Raw genomic sequence first — 14,675 nt, 5'->3', positions numbered from 1 at the left:
AGAGGACATGCTTGACTCCAGATCGGATTGAACAAATATCTTCCCTGTATAACCATTAAAATCAACAAGTTAAACAAGAATGACAAAATAAATATGATTACAAATGTACATGAAAAGTAGAGGGAATGCACATGGAACCGTGAGCAAAAAACAGGGATTTATCGGCTGACGAATCAATGACGGTTCTTTTATCGATTGTGCAGTTGATTACAACGCTATCTCCCCTATTTTTCAGTGCATTCGCCTTTATCCGCTACACCTTTTTAGTGCACCGCAGAAACCAAACTCATCGCCACCAGGCTAGAAAAAACCAAGAATCAGATTTTCCGATCTATTTATCAATGTCGTTTTCAGGTAGCTTATAGCCGCTTTTTAGGTATTAAAAAATAAACACTAATCGTATGGAGATGATTTTTATGGCTATTCGTTCTTCTGTACTGGCTCTGTGTGTCGCAACTTTGCTGACCGGCTGCCAGAACTTAAACACCAGTACCTTAATGCAATCCGGCGCACAAGCTTTCCAGGCGGCAACGCTCAGTGATGCCGATGTGAAATCCCTCAGCAATCAGTCCTGTGAGCAAATGGATAAAGAGGCAAAAATTGCCCCCGCCGACAGCAAATACACACAGCGCCTGAATAAAATTGCAGATGCACTGGGTCATGACATCAACGGTACACCAGCGAACTACAAAGTTTATCTGACAAAAGACGTTAACGCCTGGGCGATGGCGAACGGCTGCATCCGCGTCTACAGCGGCCTGATGGATATGATGAACGACAATGAAGTGGAAGGTGTTCTCGGCCATGAAATTGGTCACGTTGCGCTGGGCCACACGCGTAAAGCGATGCAAGTTGCCTATGCGGCGACGGCAGCACGTACTGCCGCTGCCTCTGCGGGCGGCGTAGCGGCATCACTGTCACAATCTCAGTTGGCCGATCTGGGTGAAGCGCTGATTAATTCTCAATTCTCTCAAGCTCAGGAAACACAGGCTGATGACTACTCCTTTGATTTGCTGAAAAAACGTGGCATCAAACGAGAAGGTCTGGCAACCAGCTTTGAGAAACTGGCCAAACTTGATGCGGGCCATGAAAGCAGCATGTTTGATTCTCACCCTTCCTCTGAAGGGCGTGCGAAACACATCCGTGACCGTATCGCTACCGAGAAGTAATCCCACGCTCTAATCAATCGCAAAAAATACACGCGGGCAATTGAAAAAATCTCAATTGCCCGCGTGTCATCCGACCACTATCATCCCCGACACATTCACGGTAAGCTGTTACATAACAGCGGTATTTCATCGTCATTCCCTCGCCATGATAGGAATAAAGAATCAATAAATATAAAAAAATAGTTATTTCCAATCAAATTTGCTGTTTCGTTGTCTTTTTAAGAAACGATACAGTGTAGATTTCCAGATACCGGAAAGCGACACAAAATGAATGAAAGGAGTGGCAAACAGGCACGATCAATGCAGACATAGCACCCAATAAGCAAGAAAAATGGGATACCCCTGTGTACTTAAAAATAGAAATAAAGCAGTAAATCAAGCATACTATGTCAAACCGATAAAAATTTTCCAGTTTGATCATGTAGATATATGATAAAACGCGTTTTCGCTTTAGCAGATTTCTCTCGATGCTTAACTTTTTGGCGATGTCAGGGTATTTCCAGACCGCGTTTTTTTAATAACTGGATAACATCAGCAGCGATTATTGGTTTGTCACTACTTTCAGACAATAAACTCATATGTGTTAAAAATCATGGATGTGAGAATTTTCAGTAAATGCAATTTTACCACGGTAGGATTACGGGAAATCCTATCTAGTATTCCTATGCTTTCGATAAAGCCCGTCAACAGGTTTACGCTGCAACAAGGAAAGAATAAATGTATTTTCATTATTGATGGCAGCAGTGAGGGCTTTGAGGACTACTATGAGTCGATAAGAACTCATTTTTATAATATGGCGTTATCGTTTGTTATCATCAATAATTCGCCCTATCACCCTCCGGTATCTATTGACGAAAAAACGATTCTTATTTCAAAGTCAGCAGACATTAATTCTCTTTATAAATTGTTCGATTTCGTCCATCTTCACGATCGCCGTTTATTCAGTCCTGTCAGGCTGTCAAAATCTGAATATTCGGTGTTTCAGTATTGGAGTGCGGGCTACTCAGCAGAGGCAATCGCGGATCGCATCGGATTAAATAAAAAATCGGTACTGAACAGTAAATCACGATTATTGAATAAATATGGCGTTCAGGATAAAAACTCTTTACTGCTTATTGCTAAAATTCTCTTCAAAGACAGCGTCATTGAAGAATTTGATTCCCTGCCTAAACCAGCAAACGATATCAACATGAATCATTCCCTTATCTGACCGATAAGGGAAAAAAAGGGATGCTCACGAGCATCCCTTTTTACTCAGTCACACTTACTCTTCATCTTCCAAATACGTATAACCATACAGCCCGGTCTCAAACTCTTCCAAGAACTGCGCCTGAAGTTCGGCATCCAGGTCGGTTTCTTTCACCTGATCGCGAAAACGGGTCATCAGTACTTTAGGGTCAAGCTGTACATACTCCAGCATGTCGGCAACCGTATTTCCTTCGTCGGACTCTTCAATCTCAACGGTGCCGTCCTGGAAGACAAACACGTCAACCGTCGATGTATCGCCGAACAGGTTATGCATATTCCCCAGGATTTCCTGGTAGGCACCAACCATAAAGAAGCCCAACAGCGGCGGGTTTTCTGGATCGTAAGGCGGCATGGGCATCGTCGTCGCGATTCCGTCACCATCGACATAATGATCGATCGTACCATCGGAATCACAAGTGATGTCCAGCAGTACAGCGCGACGCTCAGGCGGCTTATCCAGCCCTTCCAGCGGCAGAACCGGGAACAGTTGATCGATCCCCCATGCGTCCGGCATCGATTGGAACAGCGAGAAGTTGACATACAGCTTGTCAGCCATACGCTCCTGTAACTCATCAATCACTGGCCGATGCGCACGATTACTGGGATCTAACTGCTCCTGAATCATCTGGCAGATGCTCAGATAAAGCTGCTCTGCTTTCGCACGCTGTGTCAGATCCAGCATGCCGTGCGTGTACTGGGTATGCACATCGTGCAAATCCATCTGGCTGTCGTGCAGCCACTCACGCAGCGAACGGCGTTTCCCCGGCTGTTTGATTTCCTTCCAGGTTGACCACAGGCTTTCCAGTGCGCGTGGATCGCCTTCTTCTGGCTCGGTAGGTTCGCTGAACTCGTTGCGTTCCACCCCGATAATATTGGAAACCAAGACCGTATGGTGGGCAGTTACCGCACGGCCAGATTCAGTGATCACCGTTGGATGCGGCAATCCGTGTTCGTTACAGGCATCGCCGATGCCCCAAATTACGTTGTTGGCGTATTCATTCAGGCCATAGTTCACCGAACAATCGGACTGAGAGCGCGTTCCTTCGTAGTCCACACCCAAACCGCCACCGACGTCAAAGCACTGAATATTTACACCCAGCTTATGCAACTCGACATAGAAACGCGCCGATTCACGCACACCCGTCGCGATATCACGGATATTCGCCAACTGCGATCCCAAGTGGAAATGCAGCAGTTGCAGGCTATCCAACCGCCCCGCTTCACGCAGCATCTCAACCAGTTGTAGCACCTGAATCGCCGCCAGGCCAAACTTGGATTTTTCGCCGCCGCTGGATTGCCACTTACCTGACCCCTGAGAAGCCAGACGCGCGCGAACGCCAAGACGCGGCACCACATTCAGACGCTCAGCTTCTTCCAGCACCAGCCGGATTTCGGACATCTTTTCGATGACCAGATACACCTTGTGGCCCAGCTTTTCACCGATGAGTGCCAGACGGATGTATTCACGGTCTTTATAACCGTTACATACAATCACCGTGCGCGTCATGCCAGCATGGCCCAGCACGGCCATCAGTTCCGCTTTGGAACCGGCTTCCAACCCCAAAGGCTCACCGGAGTTAGCCAGTGATTCAATGACGCGTCGATGCTGGTTAACCTTGATCGGATAAACCAGAAAATACCCACCTTCATAGCCAAATGATTCACGCGCCTGTTTAAACGCAGCGTTAATAGAACGCAGGCGATGCTGAAGGATTTGCGGAAAGCAGAACAGCGCAGGCAAGCGCTGATGGTTCTCTTTCTGCATATCTTTGACCAATCTGGCCAGATCGACGCGAGCTTCTGGTACGTCTGGATCCGGGCACACGCTAATGTGGCCAAGCTCATTGACGTCATAGTAATTATTGCCCCACCAGGCAATATTGTAGGTACGAAGCATTTCGCTGGCATTACGGTCATTCATGGCAACCTCCTGCATTGAGCGCAAATTTTCATGTTTACCCGTCGCTGACGAGCCGTGATGAATCATGTCGTCAGACATAACGAACCTCTTCTTTTTCTGGACTGCTGATCACATCAGTTCCTGCATAAACCGTCCACATGAGCATACCTGCAACATGCGGCATCGACAGTGAAAAAACCGGCGTAGTGAAGTATGCCGCCACATTATGACTCTTATTAGTGTAAAACACGTTGTCGGACTCCGTGTTACGGGTCGATAAAACTCGTCGTGAAAACCACCAGGCGAACATGACCAGAAAGGCGTTAACCGCTTCTGGCAGAAAGAATAACAGGCAGATTAGCCAGCCCTGGAGTCCTGTGCTGAATTTAAAGACAGGCCACGTCGAGAGACGGAAAAGAAGGGTTGAGTCACGGACGCGGTCGCGTCAAAAGGGACATATTGCGAACGCAATATACTCAGTAAACAACGGATCATTAATCCAACCACCTCCACATGCGCCGCAGGCTATGCGGTCAGCTATCAATAAGACATTTCAAGATGTCACGGGTTGCATCACAGCTCGCCGTTTATACCGACATGCTGCTGGAAAAGCAAAATGAAAATGCCCCCTGTCATCTCTTGTAAAAGAAAAAACGGCTGATGATAGAAGGATGAGGGCGGCTAATGCGAAAAACTACTGGCACTCAGGCCGAAAGGTAACCTAGAATAGCCATCCAGATGTTAATCCGTCTATACTGATTAACTGATACACTGCTTAACGGCTTTGATTTGAAGGTAAAAAAACCCATGGCTAAACACCTTTTTACGTCCGAGTCAGTCTCTGAAGGACATCCTGATAAAATTGCTGACCAGATTTCCGATGCGGTTCTCGACGCCATTCTGGAGCAAGACCCAAAAGCGCGTGTCGCTTGTGAGACTTATGTCAAGACCGGAATGGTGTTAGTCGGTGGTGAAATTACCACCAGCGCCTGGGTCGATATTGAAGAAATTACCCGTCGTACCGTGCGTGATATCGGTTATGTCAATTCTGAAATGGGCTTTGATGCCAACTCTTGCGCCGTACTGAGCGCGATTGGCAAACAGTCGCCTGACATCAATCAGGGCGTTGACCGCACCGACCCGCTGGAACAAGGCGCGGGCGATCAGGGTTTGATGTTCGGCTACGCGACCAATGAAACTGACGTGCTGATGCCAGCGCCCGTAACTTATGCACACCGTCTGGTCCAACGCCAGTCGGAAGTGCGCAAGAGTGGCACGCTGCCGTGGCTGCGCCCGGATGCGAAAAGTCAGGTTACGTTCCTGTACGACGATGGCAAGATTGCCGGTATTGATGCCGTGGTACTGTCTACTCAGCATTCAGAAGAGATCGGCCAGAAAGATCTGCATGAAGCGGTGATGGAAGAGATCATCAAACCGGTTCTGCCCGCAGAGTGGCTGTCTGCCAACACCAAGTATTTCATCAACCCAACCGGACGCTTTGTTATCGGCGGCCCAATGGGTGACTGCGGCCTGACCGGTCGTAAAATCATCGTGGATACCTACGGCGGCGCGGCGCGTCACGGTGGTGGCGCGTTCTCCGGTAAGGATCCGTCTAAAGTAGACCGCTCTGCTGCCTATGCTGCACGCTATGTTGCCAAGAACATCGTCGCCGCTGGCCTGGCCGATCGCTGCGAGATTCAGGTGTCCTACGCGATTGGCGTGGCGGAGCCAACGTCTATCATGATCGAAACGTTCGGCACAGAGAAAGTATCCACCGAACAACTGACGCTGCTGGTGCGTGAATTCTTCGATCTGCGTCCTTACGGCTTAATCCAGATGCTGGATCTGCTGCACCCGATTTATCAGGAAACGGCAGCCTACGGTCACTTTGGCCGCGAGCATTTCCCGTGGGAAAAAACCGACAAAGCCGCTCAGTTGCGTGAAGCTGCGGGTCTGTAATCCGGCAATGCAATAAAGACAAATGGCGAATGAGAATTCGCCGTTTTTCATTCTGATTTCCCTCCGCTTCGCCTATTGCGTCTCCCTGCCACTCACTTTATTCTCACAGAATATGAACACACCTCGAATCCCCATTGCCAGCCATCAGGCTGTGATGCGCTGCCTGCGTGATAAATTGCAGCAGGCTAACCTCACCTTGCAGACCCACTACACCGAGCCAACGGTGAATTATCAGCAGCGTGGCGCGACGGCTGGAACGGCCTGGCTGCAACACTGGGAAATTCGGCTAAACCCCGTGTTGTTGCAGGAGAATCAGCAGGCCTTTATCGATGAAGTGGTTCCCCATGAACTCGCCCATCTTTTGGTCTACGCGCGTTTTGGTCGTGTCGCCCCCCATGGCAAAGAGTGGCGTTGGATGATGGAAAACGTCCTGCTTGTTCCCGCGAAACGTACCCATCGGTTTGCGGTGCAATCTGTACAAGGGAAAACGTTCACCTATCTGTGCGATTGCCAACAGCATGAGCTTACTGTCCGTCGCCACAATCGCGTGCTGCGCGGCGAAACAGAATATCGCTGCCGTCGCTGCGGAAAAACCTTACGTTATGATGTAAAAAGTTCTATTTAAAGGGGAATTTCCAGTTTTAAAAACTACTTTTGCATTTGCCTGCTGACGAGACATCCGGTAGTCTGCCAGCTTTACCGCCTGTGGATTATTTGGAATATGCTACGCAAAATTTTCGCTATCTCCGCCGTTGGCGCGGGTCTATTTTCAGCCGCTGCGCTGGGTCAAAACATCAATAATTTTTCGCAGGCAAAAGCCGCCGCTGTCGAGATTAACCGGGATGCGCCCGGCTCATTCTACTGCGGCTGCAAAATTACGTGGCAAGGCAAGAAAGGCACGCCCGATCTTGAATCCTGCGGCTATCAGGTCAGAAAAAATGAACAGCGTGCCAGCCGTATCGAGTGGGAACATGTCGTGCCTGCCTGGCAGTTCGGGCACCAGCGCCAATGCTGGCAAGATGGCGGCAGAAAGAACTGTAGCGCCGACCCGGTCTACCGTGAGATGGAAACCGATTTGCATAACCTGCAACCCGCTATCGGCGAGGTCAACGGCGATCGTGGCAATGCCATGTATGGCCAGTGGAACGGCGGTGCCGCTCAATACGGTCAATGCGAGATGAAGGTCGATTTCAAAAACAATCTGGCAGAGCCGCCTGCGCACGCCCGCGGCCAGATCGCCCGTACTTATTTCTACATGCGCGATCGCTACCAGTTACGTCTTTCCAGCCAGCAGACTCAACTATTCGAAGCCTGGGATAAGCAATACCCAGTCACCCCCTGGGAATGTACCCGCAATCAGCGCATCGCCGCAAAACAGGGAAACCCGAATCCCTATGTTCAACACGCTTGCCAGCGCTAATTCCTCTACCTACTATAACGAATTGGTTTCAAGCGTCACCACCGTCAAATGACGGTGGTTTCATTTATTTCTGGCGTTCCTGCGCCGCTTCAAAGGTCTTAATTCAGTATGCGAGTACCACGCATTTTTCATCCCGAAGCGCTTTCCCCTAACGGTGGTGAAGTCGAACTGAGCGACGATGCTGCTAATCATGTGGGTCGTGTGTTACGCATGAATCCAGGCCAGCCATTGCAGTTGTTTGATGGCAGTAATCATGTCTTTGATGCAGACATCCTCGAGGCTGGAAAAAAGAGTGTGCGCGTTCGTTTCACAGCAGGTAAGTTGGAAAATAGAGAATCGCCCTTACATCTGCATCTGGGGCAGGTGATGTCACGCGGCGAAAAGATGGAATTCACTGTCCAGAAATCCATCGAGCTGGGTGTTAATGTGATTACCCCGCTGCTTTCTGAACGCTGTGGGGTAAAACTGGATGCCGAGCGTATGGAGAAAAAAATTGCTCAGTGGCAGAAAATCGCAGTTGCCGCCTGTGAACAATCTGGCCGCAACTGTGTGCCGCTGGTACGGCCAGCGATGACGCTGGAGGCCTGGTGTGCAGAGCAAGACAACGCGTTGAAATTGAATCTGCACCCGCGCGCGACACACAGTATTAATACGCTGCCGCTGCCCGTCGAACGAGTGCGGCTGCTGATTGGCCCGGAAGGTGGACTCACCGCCGATGAAATTACCATGACCTCAGAACACGGATTCACTGATATCCTGTTGGGGCCACGCGTCTTGCGAACAGAAACTACTGCACTCACCGCCATCACCGCCTTACAGGTACGTTTCGGCGATGTGGGGTAAAGGAGAAAAGAATGATTAAGCTCGGTATCGTGATGGACCCGATTGACACCATCAATATCAAGAAAGACACCAGCTTTGCCATGCTGCTGGAAGCACAGCGCCGTGGTTGGGAACTGCATTATATGGAGATGAACGATCTCTATATGCACGCCGGCGTTGCACGCGCCACAACACGTCGCCTGAGCGTCCAATACGATTACGACGGCTGGTACGATTTCTCCGGCGAGCAGGATATCGCGCTGGAAGATCTGGATGTCGTGCTGATGCGTAAAGATCCACCGTTCGATACGGAGTTCATTTACGCCACCTATATTCTGGAACGCGCGGAAGAGAAAGGCACGCTGATCGTCAACAAGCCGCAAAGCCTGCGCGATTGCAATGAGAAGCTGTTCACCGCCTGGTTCCCGCACCTGACCCCCGACACGTTGGTCACGCGTCGTGCAGACAAACTGCGTCAGTTCCATGAAACACACGGCGACGTCATTCTCAAACCGCTGGACGGCATGGGCGGCGCATCTATTTTCCGCCTGAAGCAGGATGACGCCAATGTCTCGGTCATCATCGAAACGCTGACCGAACACGCGACCCGTTACTGCATGGCGCAAAACTATCTGCCTGCCATTAAAGAGGGCGACAAGCGCGTGCTGGTGGTCGATGGTGAACCCGTCCCTTACTGCCTGGCGCGCATTCCCAAGAGCGGTGAAACGCGCGGCAATCTGGCCGCCGGTGGTCGTGGTGAAGCACGTCCTCTGACCGAAAGCGATTGGAAAATCGCCCGCGATGTCGCACCGACGTTAAAAGCGAAAGGTCTGATTTTCGTCGGTCTGGACATCATCGGCGATCGCCTGACAGAAATTAACGTCACTAGCCCAACCTGCGTGCGTGAAATCGAAGCGGCCTACCCGGATGTTTCCATCACCGGAATGCTGATGGACGCCATCGAAAGACGTCTGGCTGCACGTACTCGCTGACACAAAAAATACCCGACACACCACCCGGCCCGCGCAATACGGGCCGTTTCTCCAACGCTGACGGATATCGATAAAAATACATAATGAATTTACAGCATCACTTCCTCATTGCTATGCCAGCACTACAAGACTCTGTATTTAAACGTTCGGTGGTCTATATCTGCGAACATAATGAAGACGGAGCGATGGGGCTGATCATCAACAAACCGATGGATCAGTTTTCCGTGGAAAATGTGCTGAAAAAGCTGAAAATAGATCCGACACCGCGCGATCCGGCCATCCGATTGGATAAGCCCGTCTTCATGGGTGGCCCGCTGGCAGACGATCGTGGTTTTATCCTGCATACGCCCTGCTCCGGCTTTGGCTCCAGTATCAGTATTTCTGAAGACACCATGATCACCACCTCAAAAGACGTGCTGGAAACCTTGGGCACGTCCAAACAGCCGAAAAACACGCTGGTCGCCTTAGGCTATTCCGCCTGGGAAAACGGCCAGTTGGAAGAGGAACTGCTGGAAAACGCCTGGCTGACAACGCCGGCCGATGAAAACATCCTGTTCCATACCCCGATTGCCGAGCGCTGGCGGGCGGCGGCCAGAAAATTGGGCATCGACATTCATAATATCTCCACCGAAGCAGGACATGCCTAATGAGCAGCAGAACCCTTCTTGCCTTTGATTTTGGGACAAAAAGTATCGGCGTTGCGATCGGTCAGGAAATTACCGGTACGGCGCGCCCATTGACATCTTTTAAGGCGCAGGAAGGGATACCCGACTGGCAAAAAGTGGAGAAGCTGTTGTCAGAATGGCAACCCGATTTGGTCGTCGTCGGCCTGCCGCTCAATATGGATGGCACCGAACAGCCGCTAACGGCAAGGGCGCGTAAATTCGCTAACCGACTGCATGGCCGCTTTGGCGTCGCGATTGCGCTACACGACGAACGCTTGAGTACGGTGGAAGCCCGTGCCGATCTCTTTGAACGCGGCGGCTTTAAAGCGCTGGATAAAGGTAGTGTAGACGCGGCTTCTGCGGTGATTATTCTGGAGAGTTGGTTCGAGGCACAGCACTAAAAACGCGGGTGACGACGGAGCACAAGGATGGCGTACTGGATAGCACGCCATTCCGTCATCCCGCGTTGGCAAAGAGCCTGACAACACGGGAATACGCTAATTACGCGTCGGGGAATTCACGGATGAAACGTTCGACATCATTCACCATCGATTCCGTTCCGACAAAGAACGGTGAGCGCTGATGCAATTTCTCCGGCGTGATATCCAGAATACGGTTTTTACCGTCACTGGCTTTACCGCCCGCCTGCTCCGCCAGAAACGCCATCGGGTTGCATTCGTACAGCAAACGCAGTTTCCCTTTCGGATAGCTCGCCGTGCTCGGATACAGGTAAATTCCGCCTTTCAGCAGATTACGGTGAAAATCCGCCACCAGTGAACCGATGTAACGCGACGTGTAAGGACGCTGCGTTTCTTCATCCTGTTCCTGACAGTATTTAATGTATTTCTTCACGCCAGCAGGAAACTTGATGTAGTTCCCTTCGTTGATGGAATACATATTCCCTTTTTCTGGGAAGCAAACTTTTTCATGCGAGAGACAGAATACACCGAGCGACGGATCGTAGGTAAAGGCATGCACGCCGTGACCCGTGGTATACACCAGCATGGTTGAAGATCCGTACACAATGTAGCCCGCCGCGACCTGCTGGCTACCCGGCTGCAAGAAGTCAGCTTCTGTGACTGAGGTGCCCAGCGGCGTGATACGACGATAAATAGAGAAAATCGTACCGACAGAGACGTTCACATCGATATTCGACGAGCCATCCAGCGGATCCATCAGCACCACATACTTGGCATTTTCCGCCTTATCCCCTTCGAAGATGACAATCTCGTCTTCTTCTTCAGAGGCAATACCTGCCACTTCACCACGCGCCTTTAATGCTGCTTTCAGTTTTTCATTGGCATACAGATCGAGTTTCATCTGCACTTCGCCCTGAACATTAGAAATGCCGCTGGCTCCCAGGATATCAACCAGACCCGCTTTATTGATATCACGGTGAATAATCTTGGCACCCAGTTTAATAGCAGACAGCAGCGCGGTAAGCTCACCTGTGGCGTGAGAGAAATCGTGCTGTTTTTCGACGATAAATTCGCCTAACGTTTTCATAACACTATTCCAGAATCTACGGATGAAAAGCGGTTTCGTTTCTACACCGCCAACGTTTGCGCATGCAGTGTAGCCCAAAGAGAAAGTGAGTACCTAGTCAAATCCATTTCTTATGGCGGATTCATAGCGTTAGAATGTGACGCAGACTCACTGTGAAGATGGAAAATGTATGCGTATTCATATTTTAGGTATCTGTGGCACCTTTATGGGTGGCCTTGCCCTGCTGGCTCGCTCACTGGGGCATGACGTCACAGGCTCAGATGCAAATGTTTATCCCCCCATGAGTACCTTACTTGAAGAGCAGGGAATCACGCTGATTCAGGGGTACGATCCGGCACAGCTTACCCCCGCTCCTGATTTAGTCATCATCGGTAACGCGATGACGCGTGGCAACCCGTGCGTCGAGGCCGTACTGGAACAGGGGTTACCTTATGTTTCCGGCCCACAGTGGTTGCACGATTATGTCCTACGCGATCGCTGGGTGATTGCCGTCGCGGGAACGCATGGCAAAACCACCACGGCGGGAATGGTTACCTGGATCCTGGAAGATTGCGGCTACCAGCCCGGCTTTGTGATCGGTGGCGTTCCCGGCAATTTCACCGTTTCTGCACGACTGGGTGACAGCCCATTCATGGTGCTCGAAGCCGATGAATATGACTGTGCGTTCTTCGACAAACGCTCTAAGTTCGTCCATTACTGCCCAAGAACGCTGGTGCTCAACAATCTTGAGTTCGATCACGCCGATATCTTTGACGATCTGAAAGCCATTCAGAAACAGTTCCACCACCTTGTACGACTGGTGCCAGGCAGTGGAAAGATCATCCTGCCCACCAACGATCTTAACCTCAAACAGGTGATGGGAATGGGATGCTGGAGCGAGCAGGAATTGGTCGGTGAAGAAGGCGTGTGGCGTGCTCAGAAAGTCGCGATCGATGCCAGCCAATATCAGGTTTACCTAAACAATGCACTCGTCGGTGAAGTCCACTGGAAGCTAGTGGGTGAACACAACATGCACAATGGACTGATGGCGATTGCTGCGGCACACCACGTCGGCGTGCTACCCGCCGATGCTTGCCGCGCGCTGGGCGGGTTTATCAACGCGCGCCGTCGCCTTGAGCTACGTGGTACAGAGCATGGCGTCGCCGTTTATGACGATTTTGCCCATCACCCTACCGCAATTCTGGCAACGCTGTCAGCGTTACGCAGCAAAGTTGGCGGCACCGCACGTATTCTGGCCGTACTTGAGCCTCGTTCTAACACCATGAAATTGGGTATGTGCAAAAACGAACTGGCACCGTCATTAGGCCGCGCCGATGAAGTTTTCCTATTCCAGCCCGCGCATATTCCATGGCAGGTGGTAGACGTCGCGGAAGCCTGCGTACAGCCCGCTCACTGGAGTGCAGATATTGACACGTTGGTAGAAAACATCGTCAAGACCGCGCAGCCTGGCGATCACATTTTGGTCATGAGCAACGGCGGATTCAGCAACATTCACAATAAGCTACTGGATGGCCTGAGGAAGAAAGCGCAGAAGGCGGAACATGCGCAAGAATAACGAGGGGACGACGTTGTTATGCACACCGCGGCGGCTAAACCTCAATAGCAAAAAGGACGGGATTCCCGTCCTTTTTCATCTGTGCCGCAACCGTTAGGACGCAATCAAGCGTCGAACGGGTCGCGCAGTACCATGGTTTCGCTGCGATCGGGGCCGGTAGAGATAATATCAATCGGCACACCGGTCACTTCTTCGATACGTTTGATGTAGTTCAGCGCAGCCTGCGGCAGTTTGCTGTGATCTTTCACGCCAAACGTACTTTCAGACCAGCCCGGCATCGTTTCGTAAATCGGCTCCAGTCCTTCCCAGCCTTCAGCAGCCAGCGGAGTGACATCCACTTCGGTGCCATTCGGTAAACGATAGCCTACGCAGATCTTAATTTCTTTCAGGCCGTCCAGCACATCCAGTTTAGTCAGGCAGAAACCAGACAGCGAGTTGATCTGTACCGCACGACGCACAGCGACCGCATCCAGCCAGCCAGTACGGCGACGACGCCCCGTAGTCGCGCCAAACTCGTTACCTTTTTGCGACAGATGCTCACCGACTTCTTCAAACAGCTCGGTCGGGAATGGACCTGCGCCCACACGGGTCGAGTACGCTTTCACGATACCCAGCACGTAATCAACATAGCGTGGCCCCAGACCAGAACCGGTAGCAACGCCACCCGCCGTGGTATTTGAGGAAGTCACGTACGGATAAGTGCCGTGGTCGATATCCAGCAGCGTACCCTGTGCGCCTTCAAACATGACGAAATCGCCACGCAGATGCGCTTTGTACAGCAGATCGGAAACATCAACGACCATAGCGGTCAGGATGTCAGCAATCGCCAGCACATCGTCCAGCACTTTCTGGTAGTCGACCGCATCGACTTTGTAGTAGTTAACCAGTTGGAAGTTATGGTATTCGACGATCTCTTTCAGTTTGACAGCAAAGGTTTCTTTATCAAACAGATCGCCCACGCGCAGGCCACGGCGAGCCACTTTATCTTCATACGCCGGGCCGATACCACGCCCCGTCGTACCAATGGCTTTCGCACCACGCGCTTTCTCACGGGCGTTATCCAACGCAACGTGATAAGGCAGGATTAACGGACAGGCTTCAGAAAGCAGCAGACGTTCGCGTACCGGGACGCCACGCGCTTCAAGATTCGTCATTTCTTTCATCAATGCGTCAGGCGCCAGCACAACACCGTTACCGATGATGCTGACAACATTTTCACGCAGAATGCCAGAAGGAATTAAATGAAGGACGGTTTTTTCACCGTTGATAACCAGCGTGTGGCCAGCGTTGTGTCCACCCTGATAGCGCACAACATATTTAGCCCGTTCAGTCAGCAGGTCAACGACCTTGCCTTTACCTTCGTCACCCCATTGGGTGCCCAGTACGACGACGTTCTTACCCATTTCAAGAATCACCAGGTTGCTTAAAAAAGGATTCTA

The 14,675-nt window shown here is 51.0% G+C and carries 14 protein-coding genes; 10 read left to right on the top strand and 4 right to left on the bottom strand.

The annotated features are described in order from the left end of the window. Positions 1-416 precede the first annotated feature (416 nt). Positions 417-1,169 carry a metalloprotease LoiP gene (loiP, locus tag OI69_RS15365; protein WP_039352268.1) on the top strand — a complete coding sequence of 251 codons (753 nt, stop codon included), beginning with the start codon at positions 417-419 and terminating at the stop codon, positions 1,167-1,169. A gap of 664 nt (positions 1,170-1,833) precedes the next feature. After that, positions 1,834-2,379 carry a helix-turn-helix transcriptional regulator gene (locus OI69_RS15360; RefSeq protein WP_039352266.1) on the top strand — a complete coding sequence of 182 codons (546 nt, stop codon included), beginning with the start codon at positions 1,834-1,836 and terminating at the stop codon, positions 2,377-2,379. A 54-nt stretch (positions 2,380-2,433) separates the two neighbouring features. Here the strand turns inward: OI69_RS15360 and speA are convergent, their stop codons facing one another. Together speA and OI69_RS20090 are read right to left on the bottom strand one after the other, a co-directional pair. Beyond that, complete coding sequence (gene speA, locus OI69_RS15355) at positions 2,434-4,416, bottom strand: biosynthetic arginine decarboxylase (RefSeq protein WP_039352264.1); 1,983 nt, start codon at positions 4,414-4,416, stop codon at positions 2,434-2,436. Further along, a complete protein-coding gene (locus OI69_RS20090; RefSeq protein WP_167335192.1) occupies positions 4,409-4,567 on the bottom strand; it encodes a hypothetical protein in 159 nt (52 codons plus the stop codon). Before OI69_RS20090 ends, speA begins: the two co-directional genes overlap by 8 nt. Before the next feature lie 557 nt (positions 4,568-5,124). Here OI69_RS20090 and metK point away from each other — a divergent pair. From metK to ruvX, 7 genes are all read left to right on the top strand, one after another. Then, positions 5,125-6,276, top strand: a complete 1,152-nt coding sequence (gene metK / locus OI69_RS15345) for a methionine adenosyltransferase (protein WP_039352260.1) — start codon at positions 5,125-5,127, stop codon at positions 6,274-6,276. Positions 6,277-6,388: 112 nt separating this feature from the next. Further along, on the top strand, positions 6,389-6,901 hold the full coding sequence (locus OI69_RS15340; protein ID WP_039352273.1) for a SprT family zinc-dependent metalloprotease: 513 nt from the start codon (positions 6,389-6,391) through the stop codon (positions 6,899-6,901). Positions 6,902-6,997: 96 nt separating this feature from the next. Then, complete coding sequence (gene endA, locus OI69_RS15335) at positions 6,998-7,696, top strand: deoxyribonuclease I (protein WP_039352258.1); 699 nt, start codon at positions 6,998-7,000, stop codon at positions 7,694-7,696. Between the two features lie 108 nt (positions 7,697-7,804). Continuing rightward, a complete protein-coding gene (gene rsmE / locus OI69_RS15330) occupies positions 7,805-8,539 on the top strand; it encodes a 16S rRNA (uracil(1498)-N(3))-methyltransferase (protein ID WP_039352256.1) in 735 nt (244 codons plus the stop codon). 11 nt (positions 8,540-8,550) lie between these two features. Continuing rightward, the gene (gshB, locus tag OI69_RS15325) at positions 8,551-9,510 is read left to right on the top strand and encodes a glutathione synthase (RefSeq protein ID WP_039352253.1); all 960 of its coding nucleotides are present in this window, start codon (positions 8,551-8,553) and stop codon (positions 9,508-9,510) included. Positions 9,511-9,593: 83 nt separating this feature from the next. Next, complete coding sequence (locus OI69_RS15320; protein ID WP_039352247.1) at positions 9,594-10,157, top strand: YqgE/AlgH family protein; 564 nt, start codon at positions 9,594-9,596, stop codon at positions 10,155-10,157. Continuing rightward, on the top strand, positions 10,157-10,576 hold the full coding sequence (gene ruvX, locus OI69_RS15315; RefSeq protein ID WP_039352244.1) for a Holliday junction resolvase RuvX: 420 nt from the start codon (positions 10,157-10,159) through the stop codon (positions 10,574-10,576). Before OI69_RS15320 ends, ruvX begins: the two co-directional genes overlap by 1 nt. Positions 10,577-10,676: 100 nt before the next feature. On the opposite strand, the gene fbp is transcribed toward ruvX, so the two are convergent. Continuing rightward, complete coding sequence (fbp, locus tag OI69_RS15310; protein WP_039352240.1) at positions 10,677-11,681, bottom strand: class 1 fructose-bisphosphatase; 1,005 nt, start codon at positions 11,679-11,681, stop codon at positions 10,677-10,679. A gap of 169 nt (positions 11,682-11,850) precedes the next feature. On the opposite strand from fbp, the gene mpl reads away from it, so the two are divergent. Beyond that, the gene (gene mpl / locus OI69_RS15305) at positions 11,851-13,236 is read left to right on the top strand and encodes a UDP-N-acetylmuramate:L-alanyl-gamma-D-glutamyl-meso-diaminopimelate ligase (RefSeq protein WP_039352238.1); all 1,386 of its coding nucleotides are present in this window, start codon (positions 11,851-11,853) and stop codon (positions 13,234-13,236) included. 104 nt (positions 13,237-13,340) lie between these two features. Here mpl and OI69_RS15300 read toward each other — a convergent pair whose 3' ends face one another. Beyond that, on the bottom strand, positions 13,341-14,639 hold the full coding sequence (locus OI69_RS15300; protein ID WP_039352235.1) for an adenylosuccinate synthase: 1,299 nt from the start codon (positions 14,637-14,639) through the stop codon (positions 13,341-13,343). Between the last annotated feature and the right edge of the window lie 36 nt (positions 14,640-14,675).

The sequence above is a fragment of the Pectobacterium fontis genome (assembly GCF_000803215.1).
In the GTDB taxonomy this organism is placed as follows: domain Bacteria; phylum Pseudomonadota; class Gammaproteobacteria; order Enterobacterales; family Enterobacteriaceae; genus Pectobacterium; species Pectobacterium fontis.
This window is presented reverse-complemented; position numbering and strand designations above follow the sequence as displayed.